1 protein-coding gene (running past one end of the window) is annotated in these 22,209 nt (G+C 70.5%); it reads right to left on the bottom strand.

Going from position 1 to position 22,209, the window contains the following annotated elements; all coding sequences use genetic code 11:
- On the bottom strand, window positions 1-22,209 hold the 5' portion of the coding sequence (locus ACN469_RS06920; protein WP_498765367.1) for a non-ribosomal peptide synthase/polyketide synthase. The gene continues 20,895 nt to the left of window position 1, outside the view; the window shows 22,209 of its 43,104 coding nt (coding positions 1-22,209); it begins with the start codon at window positions 22,207-22,209; its stop codon lies beyond the left edge, outside the window.

The following is a 22,209-nucleotide window of genomic DNA, read 5'->3' as shown; positions in this document are numbered from 1 at the left end:
GCCCGTGGGCTCCGACGGTGCCACGTGCGGGGACCTGTACCCCGACGACTCCGACGGGGTGACCAGCGCGGGCGGGGGCATCGGTGCCGTCGTCGCGGGATGACGGGGCTCCAGCCCGGAGGCGATGACCGCTCCGGACGGAGGCGCGGCGACCGGAGTCGGTGCTCCGGAAGCGGCCTTCAGCTGCACGGCCTCGGCGACGAGCAGGGGCAGCACCGGAGCAGTCCCAGGCTTCGCCTCCACCCAGACGCGCTTCTCCTGGAACGGATACGTGGGCAGGTGCAGTCGGTGGCGCTGCTCGTGCGCGAACCAGGCGGACCACTCCACCTCCACACCCTGGGTCCACAGCTCGCCCACGGACGCGAGGAGGCTCGCGTGCTCCGGCGTGGAGCTACCCCGTCGCAGCGTGGCCAGCGCCTTCACGCGGTCCTTGTCCTGACCGAGCGACGCGCGCACCAGCGGCGTCAGGTCCTGACCCGGCCCCACCTCCAGCAACACGCTGCAACCCTCTTCGAGCAACGCGCCCACCGCGTCGGCGAACAGCACGGGCTGGCGCATCTGGTCGGCCCAGTACTGGGGCGCGGCCAGCGTTCCCGGCCGTGCCCACGTCCCCGTCACGCTGGAGGCGTAGCGCACCGTCGGCTCGGACCGGCGCAGCGAGGCCACCACCCGCGACATCTCGGGCATCAGCGGCTCCACGTCCGCCGAGTGGAACGCATGGGGCGCGGGCATCCGCACCACACCGACGTCCCTGCGCTTCAGCGTCTCCTGGAGCTGCTCCACCTCCGCCACGGGGCCCGCGACGACGCAGCGGTCCACCGCGTTGACCGCGGCCAGGGACAGCCGGCCAGTCAGCAGCGGCTGCACCTGCGACTCGGGCAACGCCACCGCGAGCATCGCGCCCGGAGGCATCCGGTGCATCAGCTCGCCTCGGGCCACGGCCAGCTTCAACCCATCTTCCAGCGACAGCACGCCGGAGACGCAGGCCGCGGCGTACTCGCCGAAGCTGTGCCCCAGGACGGCGTGAGGCTTGATGCCCCAGTCCATCCACATCCGCGCGAGCGAGCACTCGACGGTGAACAGCGCCGGCAACGCGACGCGAGTGTCCGCGAGCAGCACCGCGTGCTCCGCCTCCTGACCGGGAGCGGAGGTCAGCAACGTGCGGACCTGAGCGCGCAGCGTCGGCGTCAGCAGCTCCAGGCACGCCTCGACATGCGCGCGGAACGTGGGCTCGGTGTCGAGCAGCTCCCGTCCCATGCCTGGTTGCTGGCTCCCCTGACCCGGGAAGATGAACGCGATGCGGCGCCGCCGCGCGGCCTCCGAGTCCTTCACCTTCGTCGGCGTGAAGGGCTTGAGGAGCTGTTTTGTCAGCTCGGCCGCGTCGCGAGCCACCACCACGCGGCGGTGCTCGAAGACCTTGCGGCCCACCGCGAGCGTGAAGGCCGCATCCGCCACGGGCAGGGCCTCGGCATGGGTCTCCGCGTGGGAGGCGAGCTGCTTGGAGGCGGCGTCCAGCGCCTCGGGCGTGCGCGCGGACAAGACGAACAGGTGATGCGTGCGGGAGCTGCTGCCGCTCGGAGACATCGTGGACTCCTCGAGCACGGCGTGGGCGTTGGTGCCGCCAATACCGAAGGAGCTGACCGCGGCGCGCCGCAGGGTCTCGCTCCTCGGCCACGGCCGAAGGGTGGTGTTGACGAAGAAAGGCGTGGCGTCGAAATCAATCTGCGGATTGGGGCGCTCGAAGTGCAGGCTCGGAGGAATCTCTCCGTGCCGCAGCGACAGCGCGACCTTGATGAGGCCCGCGAGGCCCGCGACGGTATCCAGGTGGCCGACGTTCGACTTGAGCGAAGCCAGGGCGATGGTTCCCCGGTGCTCGGGCCCCAGGCCGTAGGCGCGCTGGAGCGCCGTCACTTCAATCGGGTCGCCCAGCGGAGTCGCCGTGCCGTGCGCTTCCACGTAGCCGATGTCCGAGGCCGGCACGCCGGAGCGCGCGAGCGCCTGACGGATGACCGCGGACTGTCCCTGCACACTGGGCGCGGTGAAGCCCGACTTGTCGCGCCCGTCGTTGTTGGTCGCCGTCGCGCGAATCACCGCGTGGATGGCATCGCCATCCCGCTGCGCATCCTCCAGGCGCTTGAGGACGACGCAGGCCACGCCGTTGCCGGAGACGGTGCCCTGCGCCGCCGCGTCGAACGAGCGGCAGTGCCCGTCCGGCGAGAGAATCATTCCCTCCTGGTACACGTAGCCCGTGCGCTGCGGCACGGACAGACGAGTCGCCCCGGCCATGGCCACGTCGGACATGCCGGCGAGCAGGTTCTGGCAGGCCAGGTGGACGGCCACCAATCCGGTGGAGCACGCGGTGTGGATGAGGACGCTCTCACCGGTGAGGCCCAGCTTGAAGGACGTCTTCGTCGCGAGGCTCTCGTGGGTGGCCGTGCCGTAGAGTTCGAAGAGCGCGGCGCCATCCAGCGGCACCGTGGCGCGCACCGCCTCCGTGTAGCCGGAGTCGATGGCCCCCGCGTACAGGGAGATGGCCCCGGGGAAGCGATCGGGGTCGATGCCCGCGTCTTCCAGCGCTGTCCACGCCGACTGGAGGAACAGGCGCTGCTGCGGGTCCAGCCACTGCGCCTCGCGCAGGGACATGTCGAAGAACGCATGGTCGAAGCGGTCCGCGCCTTCGAGCACGCCACCCGCCGGAACGAACGCCGGGTGCTGGTTCAGTTCGATGCCCTCGGGGAGACCGGGCATGCGCTCCAGCTCCTCGGGCTTGAACCAGGAGATGGACTCCACGCCTCCGCGCAGGTTGCGCCAGAACTCGTCCACGGACTTCGCGCCGGGGAAGCGGCCCGCCATGCCGATGATGGCGATGGCCCCGGAGGTGGAGGGCCTGGACACGGGACGCTGGGGCTCGGGCTCGGCTCGCGGTGCCGCCGGGGCCGTGGCCTCCTCGCCCTGTTTCTCCAGCATGCGTGCGAGGCCCTGCACGGTGGGGTGCTCGAACAGCCACACCACGGGCAGCGGCTGGCCCAGCTCTTCTCGCAGTCGCGCGGCGATGCGCACGACGGAGAGGGACGTGCCACCCAGCTCCTCGAAGAGGTGGTCATGCACGCCGACGCGCTCAGTGCCCAGCTCCTTCGCCCAGATGGCGGAGATGCGCTGCTCCAGCGGATTGGCGGGCTCGACGAAGCGACCCTGTCGTCCCGTGGAGGCGGCGTCCGGCTTCGGCAGGGCCTTGCGGTCCACCTTGCCCGTGGAGTTGAGCGGCAAGGTGGGCAGCGTGACGATGACCGAGGGCACCATGTACTCGGGGAGCCGCTGACGCAGCCCCGCGCGCAGATCGGCCGTGTCCAACGCCTGGCCCTCTCGCACGGAGACGTAGGCCACCAGTCGCCTGTCACCAGGGACGTCCTCGCGGACGACGGCGACGACCTCGTGCACCGCGGGCTGCGCGGCCAGCGCGGCTTCCACTTCGGACAGCTCGATACGGAAGCCGCGGATCTTCACCTGATGGTCCGTGCGACCGATGAACTCCAGCACCCCTTCGCTCCGCCAACGGACGACGTCGCCCGTGCGGTAGAGCCGCTCACCCGGAAGGTTGCCGTAGGGGTTCGGGACGAAGCGCTCGGCGGTGAGGTCCGGACGCGACACGTAGCCGCGCGCCACGCCAAGGCCACCGAGGTACAGCTCGCCCGGGACGCCCACGGGCACCAGCTGCTGCCGGGCATCCAGGACATACGCCTGCGTGTTGTCGATGGGCGTTCCAATCGGGAACGAGACGCCACCGGGCATGGACCCCTGGATGGAGTAGGTCGTGGCGATGACCGAGACCTCGGTGGGTCCGTAGGCATTGGTCAGCGACCCGCGCACCGACGACAGCGCGCGATGCGCGTGGGGCGCGGAGAGGACCTCACCGCCGACGTGAATCTCCTTCAGGCGCGCGAGGATGTCGGGACGGTGCTCCACGAGCTGCGCGAAGAGTCCCGATGGCAGGTGCGTGAACGAGACACCATGCCGCTCCATGACCGAGCCCAGCGTGTCCAGGTCGCTGGGGACGGCGTTGGCCGGGTAGATGACCACTCGGCCGCCGTGCAGCAGCGACGGGCACAGCTCCAGCACCGAGCCGTCGAACGAGATGGGCGCCAGCAGGATGCTGGTCTCACGGGCCCCGTACCGCGCATACCGCTCCGAGTGGCACAGGCGCAGCAGGCCCCGGTTCTCGATGGCCACGCCCTTGGGCCGCCCCGTGCTGCCCGACGTGAAGATGACATACGCGAGGTTGCGTGGACCGGCCCCGGAGCTGGGGGGCGTGGTTGGCCACGAGTCCAGCTTCAGCTCCTCCAGGAACAGGCTCTCCATGCCCGTGTCGGGGAGCGAGAGCCGCTGGCCCAGCGCGCGCGAGGAGACCAGCAGCATCGGTCGAGCGTCCTCGACCATGAAGGCCAGACGCTGGGCCGGGTACGCGGCGTCGAGCGGCACGTAGGCGCCGCCGGCCTTCATGACGGCGAGGATGGTGACGACCACGTCGAAGCCGCGCTCCAGGCACACGGCCACGAGGACATCGGGGCCCACACCGCGAGAGCGCAGCAGGTGCGCGAGGCGGTTGGCCCGCGCCTCCAGCTCCGCGTACGTCAGCTTCTGGTCGCCGGACTCCAGGGCGATGGACTCTGGTCGCAGGCTCGCCTGTCGCGAGAACCCGTCGACGAAGGTGGCCTCCGCCGGGTAGGGCCGCACGGTGTCATTCCACTCGACGGCGAGCTGGCGGCGTTCCTCCGTGGAGAGCAGGTCCAGGGTCCAGAGCGCGCGGTCCGGAGCCGCCACCACGGCCTCGAGCAGGTTGCGCAGGTGGCCCGCGAGGCGAGCCACCGTGGGGGCGTTGAACAGCTCCGTGCTGTACTCGATGACGCCGCGCAGCCCGTCCGCATCCTCCACGAGGACGAGGCCCAGGTCGAAGCGCGCGGTGTTGTTGTCCACGTCGAGCTGACGCAGCGTCAGGCCCGGCACGCTCATCGCCGGAGTGGGCGTGTTCTGGAGCGCGAAGACGACCTGCACGAGCGGACTGCGTCCGAGGTCTCGCTGAGGTTGCAGCTCTTCGACCAGACGCTCGAAGGGGAGGTCCTGGTGCTCGTAGGCCGCGAGGGTCGTCTCCCGCACCTGGGCGAGCAACGCGCGGAACGAGTCCTCCGGACGCACCCGCGCGCGGAGCACCAGCGTGTTGACGAAGAAGCCGACGAGGCCCTCCAGCTCGCCGTGGCGGCGTCCCGCGATGGGGGAGCCGACGAGCAGGTCCTCCTGCCGGCTGTAGCGCGAGAGCAGCGTCTGCCACGCGGCCAGCAAGGTCATGAAGGGCGTGGCCCCGGCCTGCCGTCCGAGCGCGACGACGCGGTTCACCAGCTCACGCGGAAGTTGGATGATGTGCGAGGCACCTTGCGGCGTGCGCTGCGCGGGGCGCGGTCGGTCGGTGGGCAGGTCCAGGACGTGAGGCGCGCCTTCGAGGCGCTGCTTCCACCAGGAGACCTCCTTGGCGAGCGTTTCTCCCTGGAGCCACTGGCGCTGCCAAGCCGCGAAGTCGACGTACTGCACCGGCAGCGGAGACAGCGCGGGGGCCTTCTGGGTGGAGAAGGCCTCGTAGGCCACGGCCACCTCGCGCACCATCACCGCCAGGGACCAGCCGTCCGAGATGATGTGGTGCATGACGAGCACCAACACATGAAGCTCGGTGTCGAGCTTCAGCAGCACGGTGTTCAGGAGCGGCCCCGTGCTCAGGTTGAAGGGCTTGCTGGCCTCTTCAGCGGCGTACTTGCGGGCGGCTGCCTCACGCTCCGATGGCGCGACGTCGGTGAGGTCGACGAGCGGAAGGCTCCATGGCTTGTGCGGGTGGAAGGTCTGGGTGGGCTGACCCTCCTTCAAGGCGAAGGTCGCGCGCAGAGGCTCGTGACGGGAGACGAGGAGGTCCAGGGCCTGTCGCAGCGCCTCGGGGTTCAGCGCGCCTTCCAGCCGGACAGCGCCTGACACGTTGTACTGGGTGCCTCCCGGTTGGACCTGGTCCAACAGCCACAGTCGCTGCTGCGCGAAGGACAGCGGCAGCTCCCCATCGCGGGGAATGGGACGCAGCGGCGGCACCTGGGACGGTGTCGACCGGAACAGCATTCCCTCTTCGACCAGCTCCGTGACGCGGGCCACGGTGGGGGCGTCGAACAGGGCGTGCACGGGAAGCTCGACGCCGAAGGTCGTGCGGATGCGAGAGACGAGCTGGGTCGCCAGCAGCGAGTGTCCGCCGAGCGCGAAGAAGTCGTCATGCAGGCCCACGTGCTCGACACGCAGCAGCTCGCGGAAGGCGGCGGCGACGCGCTGCTGGAAGGGCGTGAGTCGTTCAGGTGCGGTGGGCACGGTGGCGCCTCCCGGAGTCGTCGGTGTCACCGGGGCCGGCAGTGCCTTCCGGTCCAGCTTCCCGCTCGGGGACAGCGGGAAGGCCGGGAGGGCCACGAAGGCCGAGGGCACCATGAAGGTGGGCAGTCGAGCCGCGACGTGGTCCTTCAGCCCGCTGGTGTCGGACGACGAGGACTCCTGGACCACGTAGGCGACGAGACGCTGATCGCCGGGAGAGTCTTCACGGACGAGGACGACGGCGTCGCGGACAGAGGGATGGGCGAGGAGGGCGGCTTCGATGTCGCCGAGCTCGATGCGGAAGCCGCGCAGCTTCACCTGGAAGTCGGAGCGGCCGAGGTACTCCAGCGTGCCGTCTGGCAGCCAACGAGCGACGTCACCGGTGCGGTAGAGGCGCGCCTCGGGAGCGTCGGAGAACGCATCGGGGATGAAGCGCTCGGCGGTGAGTTGGGGCTTTCGCCAGTAGCCGAGGCCGACCTGGACGCCGCCGATGAAGAGCTCACCCGGGACGCCGAGGGGAGCGGGCTGGCCCTGGGAGTCGAGGACGTAGAGGCGGGTGTTGGCGACGGGCCTGCCGATGGGGATGGAAGGCCGGGAGGCGCCGCGAGCGCAGTGGAAGAAGGAGACGTCGACTGCGGCCTCGGTGGGGCCGTAGAGGTTGTGGACCTCGGCGGAGGCAGGCAGGCGCGAGTGAGCGCGAGCCACGAGGTCCGCGGTGAGGGCCTCACCACTGCACACGACGCGACGCAGTCCGGAGAGCTTCTCAATGCCCGGCTCCTCCAGGAAGGCGCGGAGCATGGAGGGGACGAAGTGGAGCGTGGAGACGCGCTGCTCGGAGATGAGGCGGACGAGGTAGGCGGGGTCCTGGTGTCCACCGGGCTTGGCGAGGACGAGCCGTGCCCCCGTCATGAGGGGCCAGAAGAACTCCCAGACGGAGACGTCGAAGGAGAAGGGCGTCTTCTGAAGGACGGTGTCGGAGGCCGTGAGGGCGTACTGCTGCTGCATCCACAGGAGGCGATTGACGATGCCGGAGTGGGCATTCATCGCGCCCTTGGGGCGGCCGGTGGAGCCCGAGGTGAAGATGACGTAGGCGAGCGAATCGGCGCCGGCCAGGGGCGCGGGAGTCGTCGTGGGCTGACGTGAGACGGCGGCCGAGTCGGAGTCCAGGCACAGCACGCGAGAGGCGTGGGGCGGGAGGACGGTCTTGAGGTGCTCGTGGGTGACGAGGACGGGAGCATCTGCGTCCTCCAACATTCCGGCGAGGCGCTCACGGGGGTAGGCCGGGTCCAGGGGGACGTAGGCGGCGCCAGACTTGAGGACGGCGAGCAGCGCGACGACGAGGTCGAGCGAGCGCTCCAGGCAGACACCGACGAGGACGCCGGGTCGAGCACCGAGAGAGCGCAGGTGCCACGCGAGCTGGTTGGCGCGAGCGTCGAGCTGGGCGAACGAGAGAGCGGAGTCCTCGAAGCGGACGGCCTCGGCGCCAGGAGTACGAAGGACCTGGGCCTCGATGAGCGAGTGCAGGGACACGTCGCGCGGGTAGGTCTCGGTGCGGCCCTGGAACTCCACCAGCACCTGGCGTCGTTCCTCCTCGCCCATCAACGGAAGCTGTCCAATGGGCCGGCCGGCATCACGAGCCACGGTCTCCAACAGGACGCGGAAGTGTCGGCCCAGTCGCTCGGCGGAAGCAGGGGAGAACAGGTCGAGGCTGAACTCCAGTGCACCGTCGAGTCCGCCGTCCTGCTGCTCCATCAGGGACATCGTGAGGTCGAGCCGCGCGGTGTCCGTCGTGGTCTTCAGGACGTCCACTCGGACGCCGGGCAGCGCGGGGGGCTGCATGGGCGCGTTCTGCAACGCGAACATGACCTGGATGAGCGGGGACCTGCGGCCCTCACGCTCACCACCGAGCGACTCCACGAGCTGGTCGAACGGCACGTCCTGGTGGACGTAGGCGGCCAGCGACTCCTCACGGACTCGCGCCACCAGCTCGGTGAAGGTCGGGTTGCCATCGACGCGGGCGCGCAGCACCAACGTGTTGACGAAGAAGCCGATGAGCGGCTCCAGCTCGGACCGGGTGCGCTGGGCCACGGGGCTTCCGATGCAGAAGTCCTGCTGCCCGGAGTAGCGCGCCAGCAACACCTCGAACGCGGCGAGCAGGACCATGAACAGCGTGGCCCCCTCGGCGCGTGCCAGCTTCTCCAGCTCCGCCACCAGTTCCGGCGGCAGCGTGAAGAAGTGACTGCCGCCCCGAATCGTCCGCGTCGCGGGCCGCACGGTGTCCGCTGGGAGCTCCAGCGCGGGGGCCCCGACGAAGCGAGCACGCAGGGCTTCGAGCTGGCCCTGGATGCCCTCGGACTTCACCCATTGCCGCTGCCATGCCGCGAAGTCGGCGTACTGCACGGGCAGCTCGGGAAGGGTGGGCTCACGGCCCTCTGCGATGGCCTCGTAGAGCGCGGCCACCTCACGCACCAGCACGCCCATGGACCAGCCGTCCGAGACGATGTGGTGCATGCACAGCAACAGGACGTGCTCGGTGGGCTCGGTACGCACGAGCACCGTGCGCAGCAGCGGGCCGTGCTGGAGGTCGAAGCGGTGGTGCGCCTCCTCGACCATCCGTGCACGCAGCGTGGCCTCGCGCCGGGTGGGCTCCAGCGCGCTCAGGTCCTCCACGGGCAGGGACCAGCGCGTCGGCGCGGGCTGGATGCGCTGGAACGGCAGTCCCTCGCGGGCGGCGAAGGTGGTGCGGAGCACTTCGTGCCGGAGGACCAGCGCGGCGAAGGTCTCCCTCAACACGTCCACGTCGAGCGCGCCCGACAGCTTCAGCGCCACGGGCACGTTGTAGACGGCCTGTCCCGGCTGGAGCTGATCCAGCAGCCACATGCGCTGCTGGGCGAAGGACAGGGGCATCGCCTCGTCGCGGGCCACCGTCAGCAGCGGCGGCATCGACGTGCGCGAGGCGTGCATCATGAGGGCTTCGATGCGCTGCGCGAGTCCCGCCAGCGTAGGGGCCTCGAACAGCACGCGCAGAGGCAGGTCCACGTCCAGCCGCGCACGCACTCGCGTCACGAGCTGTGTGGCCAGCAGCGAGTGGCCTCCCAGCTCGAAGAAGTCATCATCTGGTCCCACCCGGTCCACCTTCAGCACCTCGCGGAACAGGGCCGCGAGCTGCTGCTGGAGGAGGGGGAGGGCGTCCTCGGAGACCTGCGACGCCGAGGACACTTCCGGTGCCGGAAGGGCCTTGCGGTCCACCTTGCCGTTCGGAGAAAGAGGCAGGGCGTCGAGCGCGACGAACGCGGTCGGCACCATGTACTCCGGCAACTGCCGACGCAGGTGCTCACGCAGGGCGCTGCTCTCCAGCGTCGCGGGCACCACGTACGCCACCAGTCGCTTGTCTCCCGGCGAGTCCTCACGCACCACCGCGGTGGCTTCGAGCACTCCTGGATGGGCACGCAGCGAGGCTTCGACCTCGCCCAGCTCGATGCGGAACCCACGCACCTTCACCTGGAAGTCGGTGCGGCCCAGGAAGCGGAGGGTGCCGTCCTCGGCCCAGCGCACCCGGTCTCCGGAGCGGTACAGCCGCGCGCCTGGCGTGGCGGCGAAGGGGTGGGGAACGAAGCGCTCGGCCGTGAGCGCGGGCTGCCCCAGATAGCCTCGGGCCAGACCATCGCCGCCGATGAACAGCTCACCCGGGACGCCCACGGGAACGGGCTGCAGGGCCGCGTCGAGGACGAAGACCTGGGTGTTGCCGATGGGTCGACCGATGGGGACGGACGCCCCCACCTCGTCACCCGGTGACAGCCGGTGGCACGCGGTGAAGGTGGTCCCCTCGGTGGGGCCGTAGCCGTTCACCATGCCGCGTCCGCTGGCCAGTCGCTCGCGCACTCGGGGCGCGGGGAGCACATCGCCTCCCGCGAGGAGCTGCGGCACCCGGGCCAGGGCCTCCGGCTGGTGCTGCTGCATCTGGTCGAACAGCGCGGCCGTCAACCAGAGGAGGGACACCTCGTGCTGGATTAGCGCCTGACCCAGCTCCTTCAGGTCCGGCGTCGCCTGCGAGTAGATGACCAGCCGTCCGCCGTGAAGCAGGGCGCCCCACAGCTCCAGCGTGGACGCGTCAAACGCCAGCGGCGCGAGCTGGAGCACCACTTCCTTGGGGCCCAGGTCGACGAAGCGCGCGCCGGTCAGCAGGCGCACCACGCCCCGATGAGGAATGGCCACGCCCTTCGGCGTTCCCGTGGAGCCGGAGGTGTACGTGACGTAGGCGAGGTGGTCCGGTCCGATGTCCGCGCTCACCGCGTGCGTGGGCTGCCGCGCGATGACGCTCCATTCGGAGTCCAGGCACACGAGGGGCTGGGTGCCCGCGGGCAGCTCGTCCTCCAGCGACTCCTGCGTGAGCACCGCCGCCACGCCCGAGTCCTCGAACAGGAACGCGAGCCGGTGCGCCGGGTACGACGGGTCCAACGGCACGTAGCAGCCGCCGGCCTTGAGGATGCCGAGCACCCCCACCACCATCTCCATGCCTCGATGGAGGCACACGCCCACGCGCGACTCCGCGCCCAGGCCCAGGGTACGCAGGTGGTGCGCGAGCTGGTTGGAGCGCTCGTCGAGCTGCGTGTACGTGAGCGTCCGCCCCTCATGCTCCACGGCCACGGCCGACGGAGTGCGAGCGACCTGCGCGGCGAACAGCGCTGGAATCGTCGCCACGGCGGGCAGGTCCACCCGTGTGTCGTTCCACACGTGGAGGAGCTGCTGACGCTCGGCCTCGGTCATCAGGGGCAACTGGCTGAGGCGCTGCTCCCGGCTCCCTCGCGCCACCGCGTCGAGCACCACGCGCAGGTGCTCCGCCATCCGGCGAATCGTCGCTTCGGTGAAGAGGTCGGTGCTGTATTCGAGCTGTCCCTCCAGCGCGCCCTCCCGCTCCATGAGCGAGAGCGTGAGGTCGTAGCGCGCGGTGTCCGTGGTGCACGGCAGCAGGTCCACCTGCATGCCCGAGAGGGACGGGGCCCGCATCGGCGTGTTCTGGAGCACGAAGAGGGTCTGGAACAGCGGCGTGCGCGACATGTCCCGCTCGCCGCCGAGGGCCTCCACCACGCGGTCGAACGGCGCGTCCTGATGCGAGAAGGCCGCCAGGGCGACCTCCTTCACCCGCTGCACCATGGTGGCGACAGTGGGGTCCTCGTCGTTCCACTGGAAGCGCAGCGGCACGGTGTTGACGAAGAAGCCGATCAACCCCTCCAGCTCGGGCTGCTCGCGGTGTCCCACCGTGGTTCCGGTGGTGAAGTCCCGCTGTCCGGAGTACCGCGCCAGCAACGCCTGCCAGCCGGTCATCAGCACCATGAAGAGCGTGGCGCTCTGCTCGCGGCCCAGGACCTCCAAGCCCGACACCAGCTCCGCGGGCAGGGTGAAGGAGTGCATGGCGCCCCGGAAGCTCCGGGACGCGGGGCGTGCATGGTCCGTGGGAAGCTCCAGCACCGGAGCCTCCTGGAGTCGCGCGCGCCACCAATCGACCTGCGCGCTCACCGTGCCGTCCTCCAGCACGCGCCGCTGCCACGCCGCGTAGTCTGCGTACTGCACCGGCAGCTCCAGAAGCGCCGGGCTCCTGTTCTCCAGGAGCGCGGTGTGGACCTCGGCGACCTCGCGCACCAGCACGTCCACGGACCAGCCGTCCGCGATGATGTGGTGCATGCACAAGAGGAGGATGTGCTCCTGCTCCCCGAGCTTCAGCAGCGCGGTGCGCAGCAACGGGCCGTGTTCCAGATCGAAGGGACGGTGCGCCTCTTCGCTGATTCGACGCGCGGCGGTGGTCTCACGCGCGGAGGGCTCCAGCGCGCTCAGGTCCTCGACCTCCAGGGCCCACGCTTCGGGCGCCGGATGGATGTGCTGCACGGGCTGTCCCTCGCGGGACGAGAAGGTGGTGCGCAGCGTCTCGTGACGACGGGCGACCTCCCCGAAGGCACGGCGCAGCATGTCCACCTGGAGCGACCCACGCAGCCGGAGCGCGGCGGGCATGTTGAACGCGACGAGGCCCGGCTGGAGCTGGTCCAGGAACCACAGGCGCTGTTGCGCGAAGGACAGCTCCATTCCCTCGGCGACACGGGGCAGGGCGACCAGCGGCGGCAGCTCGGCGGCGGATTCGGCCAGGGCGGCTTCGAGCCGCTCCGCGAGCCGGGCCACGGTGGGCGCCTCGAAGAAAGCGCGCAGGGACAGCGTGCCACCCAGCCTGGCGCGCAGTCGCGTCACCACCTGCGTGGCCAGCAGCGAGTGCCCTCCCATCAGGAAGAAGTCGTCGTGCCGTCCCACGCGCTCCACGCGCAGGACTTCGCGGAACACGTCCGCGAGCTGACGCTCCAGCTCCGTCCCGGGCGCCTCGAAGCCCGAGGCTCCCGAGGCGAAGTCCGGAGTCGGCAGGGCCTTGCGGTCCACCTTGCCGTGGGACGTCTGGGGCAAGGACTCCAGCGCGACGAAGGCGCTCGGCACCATGTACTCGGGGAGGCGCTGGCGCAGGTGGGCGCGCAGCGAGCCCGTGTCCACGGTGGCCGGCGAGACGTAGGCCACCAGTCGCTTGTCACCGGGCACGTCCTCGCGGACCAGCGCGATGGCCTCGGCGACGTCGGAGTGCGCACGCAGCGCGGACTCCACCTCACCCAGCTCGATGCGGAAGCCCCGCACCTTCACCTGGAAGTCGATGCGCCCCAGGAACTCGAGCGTGCCGTCCTGACGCCAGCGCACGCGGTCACCGGAGCGGTACAGCCGCTCGCCGGGCGTGGCGGCGAAGGGGTTCGGGACGAAGCGCTCGGCGGTGAGCGCGGGCTGGCCCTGATATCCCCGCGCGAGTCCCGCGCCGCCGATGAGCAGCTCACCCGGGACACCCACGGGCGCGGGCCGCAAGCTCGGGTCCACGACGTAGACCTGGGTATTGGCCAGGGGGCGGCCGATGGAGATGGAGTCGCCCAGCGTGTCCCCTGGATTCAGGGCATGTTGCGTGGTGGCGACGGAGACTTCCGTGGGGCCATAGGCGTTGATGAGCGAGCGGCCCAGGGCCAGTCGCTCCCGTGCCCTGGGCACCGGCAGCACATCACCGCCGACGACCAGCCGAGGCATCTGGGCCAGGGCCTCCGGCTGCTGTTGCTGCACGACGTCGAACAACGCCGTGGCCAGCACGGCGGCGGTCACCCGCTGCTCGACGAGGAGCTGTGCGAGCTCCGCCACCTCGGGCGTGTGAGCCGGGTACACGACGAGCCGTGCGCCAGCCAGCAGCGTGGTCCAGACCTCCAGCGCATGGGGATCGAACGTGGGCGCACAAATCTGGAGGACGACGTCCTCGGGCCCCGTGGCGAGACTCAGGCCCGACGCCAGACGCAGCACGGCCCGGTGGGAAATGGCCACGCCCTTGGGCATGCCCGTCGAGCCGGAGGTGTACGTGACGTAGGCGAGCTGGTCCGAGTTCGTCGGGAGCGCCACCGCGTCCGACGACTGGCGGGAGATCAGCGCCCATTCGGAGTCCAAGCACACGCGCGAAGGCACACCGGACGGGAGCACCGAGGCGAGGGACTCCAGCGTGAGCACGGTGGAGAGGCCAGCGTCAGCGATGACGAAGGCGAGTCGTTGCTCGGGCCACGCCGGGTCCAGCGGCACGTAGCAGCCACCGGCCTTCACGACACCGAGCATCGCGACCACGAGCTCCGTGCTTCGCGGCAGGCACAGGCCCACGCGAGGCTCCGTCCCCAGGCCTTGGGCCAGGAGATGGCGAGCAAGCTGGTTGGAGCGAGCCTCCAGCTCCGCGTAGCTGAGCACCTGCCCCTGGTGCACCACGGCCACCGCGTCCGGAGTGGCCCGCGCGTTCGCGGAGATGCGCTCGTGGAGCGTCGTCTCCGACGGGTACTCGGCGCGGGTGTCATTCCAGGCGACGAGCAGTTGGTGTCGCTCGGCCTCGGACATCAGCGGCAGCGCGGAGAGTCGGCGTCGAGCGTCCTCCACCACGCCACGCAGCAGGCGCTGGAAGTGGTCGACGAGTCGCCGCGCCGTGTCCGGCGTGAAGAGGTCCAGGCTGTATTCGAGCTGACCCGCGAGGGCGCCCGCGCGCTCCATCAGCGAGACGGTGACGTCGAACTTGGAGGTGTCCGTCGCCGTCGGCAGGAGGTCCACGCTCAGGCCCGGCAGCGACGGGGGCTGCAGCGGAGCGTTCTGGAGCACGAACACCGACTGGAACACCGGCGTGCGTGACAGGTCGCGCTCGCCGCCCAGGGCCTCGACGAGCCGATCGAAAGGCACGTCCTGATGCGCGAAGGCCGCGAGGGACTCTTCCCGAACCCGGCTCAACAACTCCACGAAGCTCGGGTCGCCATCGAGCCGTGCACGCAGCGCGAGCGTGTTGACGAAGAAGCCGATCAGCCCCTCCAGCTCCGGCCGCGTGCGATGGGCCACGGGGGTGCCCACGCAGAAGTCCGTCTGGCCGGAGTACCGCGCCAGCAGCGTCTGCCAGCCCGCCAGCAGCACCATGAAGAGCGTGGCGCCCTCGGCCTGTCCCAGCTTCTCCAACTTGGAGACCAGGTCAGCCGGCACGGTGAAGAACTCGGTCGCACCGCGCGAGGTGCGCACGGCGGGGCGCGAGAAGTCCGTCGGCAGCTCCAGGACAGGAGTCCCCTGGACGTGCGCGCGCCATGCTTCGAGCTGGGTGCTCTCGGCCGCGTTCTCAATCAGTCGCCGCTGCCATGCCGCGTAGTCCGCGTACTGGACCGGGAGCGCGGGCAGGGTGGCCGGACGATTCGAGGAGAGGGCCGCGTAGAGCACCGCGACCTCGCGCACGAGCACGCCCATGGACCAACCGTCCGAGACGATGTGGTGCATGCACAAGAGGAGCAGGTGCTCCTCGGCGCCCAGTCGGAGCAGCGCCGTGCGCAGCAGGGGGCCGTGCTCCAGGTCGAACGCGTGGTGCGCCTCCTCGGAGACGCGGCGCTTCACGGCGTCCTCGCGTGTTGAAGCGTCCAAAGTGCTCAGGTCCTCGACCGCCAGGGTCCATGACTCGGGCGCCGGGTGGACGAGCTGCACGGGCTGGCCATCGCGCGAGGCGAACGTCGTCCGCAGGGGCTCGTGCCGACGGACGACCTCCGCGAAGGTCCGACGCAGGGACTCGACGTCGAGTCGTCCCGTCAGCCGCAGGGCCACGGGGATGTTGTACGCGGCCTGTCCGGGCTGGAGTTGCTCCAGGAACCAGAGGCGCTGCTGCGCGAAGGACACGGCGAGCGCGTCCACCGTTCCGGAGCGGGTCAATCGCTCCAGGGGAACAGCCTCGACCGACGTCGCGCCCTGAAGTGGTGCGATGCGCTCGGAGAGCCGCTCGACGGTGGGCGCCTCGAACAGGGCGCGAAGGGACAGCGAGACGCCGAGCTGCGCGCGCAGCCGCGTCACCACCTGCGTGGCCAGCAGCGAGTGTCCACCCAGCGCGAAGAAGTCATCCCGTGCACCCACGCGGGAGTGGCCCAGCACCTCGGAGAAGATGCGGGCGATGGCCTCCTCGGTGGGGTTTCGCGGCGCCAGGTACTCGTCTTCGATGACGGAGCGGTCCGCCTCGGGAGCGGGCAGCGCGCCACGGTTCACCTTGCCGCTGGGGGTCAGCGGCAGCGACGGCAACACGACGAAGGCCGACGGCACCATGTGCGGCGGCAAGCGCTCCGTGAGGGACTGACGGATGCGAGCCACCTCGCGAGCGCTTCGGGCTCCGCGCAGCGGGTCGTTCGCGAGCCTCGAAACAGGGACCAGCTCGCCGGACGGCTCCGGCGTGAGGTCGAGCCGCACAGCCTCACCGGCTCGAGTGAAGACGACGTCCAGGGAGCCGTCCGCATGCGCGCCGGCCCAGCTCACCCTCACGTCGTAGCCCAGCACTCCGCCCAGGGCGTAGAGATCCTCCGGCTCCACGCCTCGCGAGCCGGGCCAGTCGCGGAGCACCTCGCGCAGCGCCCCGACATTCGGAGGCCGACCGGAGCCGGACAGCAGGGCGACCAGTCGGGTGTCATCCAGCACGCGGGCGTTGGGCAGGCCCCGCACGGCCAGCAGCGTGGGCTGGGCTTCGAGCTTCTGGCGCAGCGTCTCCAGCGACAGGGCGCCACCGTCCACCCACTCGGGGCGCGAAGCCGCGGTGGCCTCGCCCACGTGGACGATGACCTCGTAGCGGAAGCGGCTCAGCTCGTTGTCGTAGCGCCCGTGCTTGGGCAGCACCTCCACCCGGGAGACGCCCGGCACTCGTGCGGGCAGCGAGGTGAAGAACGTGGGCGAGAGGACCAGTTCCTCCTCGGCCAGCACGTCGCGCTGCACGCGGTACTGGAGCTGTGACGTCGGCAGGTTCGGCGGCGCGCGGTGCAGTCGCACCGAGGCGCGGAAGGACTCCAGCAACTCCAGGTTGCGCACGTCGCCCAGGAAGATGCGGCCCCCGGGCTTCAGCACCGCCACCGCTCCGCGCAGCACCTGGAGGAGGTAGTCGCCGCTCGGGAAGTACTGGATGACGGAGTTCAGGATGACGGTGTCGAACGAGCCTGGCTCGATTCCCGACAGGTCATCCACGCTCCGGTGCAGCAGCGAGACGGAGCGGAGGGACTCGCCCAGGCGCTCCTTCTGCCGCTCGATGCGGTCCAACGCGGGCCGGGCGAAGTCGACGCCCCAGTAGGCCTCGCACCGAGGCGCCAGCCGGTACAGCAGCAGGCCCGTGCCGCAGCCCAGCTCCAGCACCCGGCGAGGACGCAGGGCCAGAATCTGCCGCACCGTGGTGTCCACCCACTCGCGCATCTGCGTCGCGGGGAGCGGCCCTCCGGTGTAGCTGTCGTTCCAGCCGGAGATGTCGAAGGTGGGGTCCTCGCTGCGCTCACCCTGGGCGTACGTCTCGTCGTAGACGGCCTTCCACTGCGCCGTCTGCTCCACGGTGCCCGACGTATCCAGGTCCCCGAGGACGACGTACGCCGCCAGGCGCTTGTCCCCAGGTGAGTCCTCGCGGGCCATCACCACGGCTTCGCGCACCGAGGGATGCGTGCTCAGCGACGACTCGATCTCCCCCAGCTCGATGCGGAAGCCTCGAATCTTCACCTGGTTGTCGATGCGGCCCAGGTACTCCAGATCTCCGGAGGCCAGGCGCCGTGCCAGGTCCCCCGCGCGGTACAGCCTGCGTCCCCGCACCGGGCCGAAGCGGTCTTCCACGAAGCGCGCGGAGGTCAGCTCGGGGCGTCGCAGGTAGCCACGGGCCACACCCGCGCCACCGACGTGGATTTCTCCGGGGACACCCACGGGCACGGGCTGGCCGAGCGCGTCCAACAGGTAGATTTGAAGGTCCGGAATCGGCGCGCCAATCACGCTGGACCACGGGCGCTCCACGTCGTCCATCCTCACGGGACGGTAGGTGACGTGGACCGTCGTCTCGGTGATTCCGTACATGTTGACGAGCGTCGGACGCTCATCGCCATGCCGCTCGAACCAGGGGCGCAGCGCGGCCAGGTCCAGCGCTTCACCGCCGAAGACGACGTAGCGCAGGGACAGCGTGGGGAGAGGACCGAGTGCGGCGGCCTGCTGCTCGGCGTGGATGAGCTGGCGGAACGCGGTGGGCGTCTGGTTGAGGACGGTGACGCGCTCGTCCACGAGCAGTCGATGGAAGGCCTCGGGTGAGCGGCTCACCCAGTACGGCACCACCACCAGCCGGCCGCCGTACAGCAGCGCGCCCCAGAGTTCCCAGACGGAGAAGTCGAACGCGTACGAGTGGAACAGCGTCCACACGTCCTCGGGGCCGAAGTGGAACCACGCGTCCGTCGCGGTGAAGAGGCGCACGACGTTGTCGTGCCGCACCATCACGCCCTTGGGACGCCCCGTGGAGCCTGAGGTGTAGATGACGTAGGCGAGGTCGCTCGGGGCATTGCAGCGCGGCGGGCGAGGCGCGGGGGCGGAGACGGACGGCTCGGCGTCCAGGCGCACCACGGCGGCGCCGGGCGCCGGCACGCGGTCCTCCAGCGAGGTCTGCGTGATGAGGACAGGGGCCTGCGCGTCCTCCAGCATGAACGCGAGGTTCTCCTTGGGGTACGACGGGTCCAACGGCAGGTAGGCGCCGCCCGCCTTGAGGATGCCGAGCAGGGCCACCACCAGGTCCAGGCCGCGCTCCAGGCACACGCCGACGAGGACGTCGGGCCCCACGCCATGGCGCAGCAGCACCTGCGCCAGTCCGTTGGCGCGCGCATCCAGGTCTCGGTACGTCAGGTGATTGGATTCGAAGGTGACGGCGATGGCGTCCGGCGTGCGGTCCACCTGCGCCTCGAAGCGCTCCACCAGCGTGCCGTCGCTCGGTGCGTCGACGCGCGGGTTCCACGCGTGCAGCACGTGCTGACGTTCGGCCTCCGTCATCAACGGCAGCTCGGCGATGCGCTGGCCAGGGGCTTCCACCATGCCGCCCACGACCACCTCCAGGTGGCCCAGCAGTCGGTCGATGGTCTCCTCGTCGAAGAGGTCCGCCGCGTACTTGCAGCCGATCAGCAGGCCCTCGGGTCCGTGTGCCGCCTCGAACGTCAGGTCCAGCTCGGTGGTGCGGTTGTCCAGCAGGGATACGCCCAGCGTCAGGCCGTTGCCCACGGCCAGGTCGCGCGGGATGTCGTAGTCGTCCAGGACGAAGGCGACGTTGTACAGCTCGCGCCGCTGCGAGCCCGGCTGCACGGCCGCGAGCACATGGTCGAACGGGCAATGTCCGTGGGCCATCGCGCCGAGCGTGCTCTGCTTCACCGCGGCGAGCAGCCCCGTCACGGTGGCCTCGGCCGGGAGCCGCACGCGCAGCGGGATGAAGTTGGTGCAGTCGCCCAGCAGTCCGCGAATGCCAGGGACCTCACGTCCGGAGACGGCGGAGCCGAGCACGAAGTCGGCCTGTCCGCTCCAGCGATGAAGGACGGTGGACAGCGCGGCGACCACGCTCATGAACGGCGTGACGCCTTCACGTCGCCCCAGTGCATGGAGCTTCGTCATCAGCGCCGCGGGCAAGAGGCGCGAGCGGCGCGCACCGTGGAACGAGAGCCGCTGTGGCCGAGGCCTGTCCGTGGGGAGCGCGAGCAGCGAAGGGGCCTCCGCGAGCGTCTGCTTCCACCACGTCAGCTCCTTGCGGAGGGCCTGGGGCGTGAGGTGCTCGCGCTGCCACGCGGAGAAGTCGCCGTACTGGAGGGTCGGCTCGGGCAGCGGCGAGGGCCGTCCCGCGCTGAACGCCCCGTAGAGGGTCGCCAGCTCACGCGCCATCAAGCCCACCGTCCATCCGTCGGCGACCAGGTGGTGCACGGAGACGACGAGGGCATGGTCCTCGGCCGCGAAGCACACGAGGCTGAAGCGAAGGAGCGGACCCGTCGCCGGGTCCATGGGCCGCCGGCCGTCACGCACGGCCACCGCATCCAGGACAATGGCGTGGTCCACGAGGTCATCCGCGTCGGTGATCACGCGCTCGATGGCCACGGCGGTCGGCGCATGCACGTGCTGGAGCAGCTCGCCATCCTTGGACGTGAGCGTGGTCCTCAGGACGTCATGACGTCGGACCAGCTCGTTGATCGCGCCCTCCAGCGCGCCCGTGTCCAAGGGGCCGCGCAACGTGAAGGCGAGGGGGATGTGGTAGGCGGTGGAGGCCGGTTCGAGCTGCTGGATGAACCAGAGCCGCTGCTGCGCGAACGAGGCCGGCACTGGCCCCGTGTTCGTGCTTCCACGGGCCACGGGTCCGGAGCTTGGGGCGAGCGCACCCTGGGAGCCCTTCGACAGCTCGGCGATGAGTCCCTGGAGGCTGACGTCCTGGAGCAGCGTGGCGGCGGAGACTCGAGCCCCCAGTCGCTTCTCGATGCGCACCTGAAGGTCCGCCGCGCCCAGTGAGTCCAGGCCCAGGCGCGTCAACGGTGCATCCACTTCCACGGTGCCCGCGGCGGCACCGAGCACCGCGGCGAGCTCCTCGCGAAGCGCGCGCTCCAGCTCCTCGGTGGACGGGCCCGAAGTCTTCACGGACGGCTCCAGCGCGACAGCCGGTGCGGCCGTGCCGACGTCCGTGGACCCAGCGGAAGCGGCCACGCCGACGCTCGCCGAGGCCACGGTGTTGAGGTCCGAGCGCCACAGCACGGTCAGCTCACCCGAGGCGAGCCCCGCGCGGCAGGCGAAGCGCTGAATCTTCCCGCTCGACGTCTTCGGAATGGAGCCGGGCGGAAGCAGCGCCACCGTCCTGGGCTGGACCTCCAGCTCACGGGCAATGGCCTGTCGCAGCGCGTCCGCCACGGCGGTCAGGGCCTCGGTATCGCCCGACTCGGCCAGCTCTCGCGCCACCTCCGCGACCACCGCGAGCGACTCACCGTCCGGCGTCTCGACTCCGAAGGCAGCCACGCCACCGGGCCGCACGCGCCGGTGCGCGCGCTCCACCACGGCCTCCACGTCCTGCGGGTACAGGTTGCGACCGCGCAGGATGATGAGGTCTTTGCGACGCCCGGTGACGATGAGCTGCCCCTCGTCGAGCAGCAGCCCCAAATCACCGGTGCGCAGATAGGCCGGTCCCTCCTCGGCGCCCACGGGACGGGCCTGGAAGGTCTCCTGCGACTGCTCCGGCTTGCGCCAGTACCCCTGTGCCACGCTCCCACCGGACACCCAGATCTCCCCCACCTGACCCGGCGCGCGCGGCACCTTTGTCTCGGGGTCGACGATGAGCAGTCGCTGTTCGGCCAGCGTCGCGCCGCTGCTCACATGCGCGCGGGCACCAGACGTCTCGGGGGCCACTCGCACGGCCTTGCCCTGGGACAGCGCGGCCTCGTCGAGCAGGTGCACGCGCGGCACACGGCCCTGCTCCTCACCGGTGACGATGAGGGTGCCTTCCGCGAGCCCATAGCAGGGATAGAACGCCTCACGTCGGAAGCCCGCGGGAGCGAACACCTCCGCGAAGCGGTCCAACGTGGCGGCGCGGATGGGCTCCGCGCCACAGAAGGCCACCTCCCACGAGCTCAAGTCGAGGGCCTTCACGTCCTCGTGCGTGGCGCGACGCGCGCACAGCTCGAAGGCGAAGTTCGGGCCTCCGCTGACGGTGCCCCGGAAGCGGGACACGGCCTCCAACCAGCGCATGGGCCGCTGGAGGAAGGACATCGGCGACATCAACGTGACGGTGAAGCCGCCGAACAACGGCTGGAGGATGCCGCCAATCAACCCCATGTCGTGGTACGGCGGCAGCCAGATGATGCCCACGCTGTCGCGGCGCACCTGGAACGCTCCAGAGATGAGCCCCAGGTTGTGCAGCAGGTTGGCGTGGGACAGCATCACGCCCTTGGGCGTCCCCGTGGAGCCCGACGTGTACTGGAGGAACGCCAGCGTGTCGGGCCCCAGGTCGGGCTCGCGCCACGCATCCTCGCCGCCCACGGGCAGGTCATCGGTGGACAACCACTGGAGCGCGCGGAAGTCCGGGGCCTGCTCGAAGACGAAGTCCGCCAGTCCCAGGATGCCCGACGTGGTGAGCACCACCGTGGCCTCCGCGTCCTGGATGATGGCGCGCAGGCGGGGGAGGGTGCGCTCCAGCCGCGTCGGGTCCGGTGGATACGCCGGCACCGCCACCGCGCCCGCGTACAGACAGCCAAAGAAACCCGCGAGGTAGTCGAGCCCGGGCGGATAGAGCAACAGCACCCGCTGCCCCACGGCACCACGCGCTTGCAGCGCGGCGGCGATGCGCCGTGCCTGCCGCTCCAACTCCACGGCGCTCAACGCGGCTTCGTCGCCGTCGGACTCACCGAGGAAGGTGTAGAGCGGATGCCGCGACGACTCTCCGACTGCGCGCACACGGAGAGCGTCATTGAGGATTCGAAAAGGAGCATGCAT

The sequence above is a fragment of the Corallococcus terminator genome (genome assembly GCF_049194865.1).
Taxonomy (GTDB): domain Bacteria; phylum Myxococcota; class Myxococcia; order Myxococcales; family Myxococcaceae; genus Myxococcus; species Myxococcus terminator_A.
The sequence above is the reverse complement of the archived record's forward strand: the minus strand, read 5'-3'. Positions and strand labels throughout refer to the sequence as shown.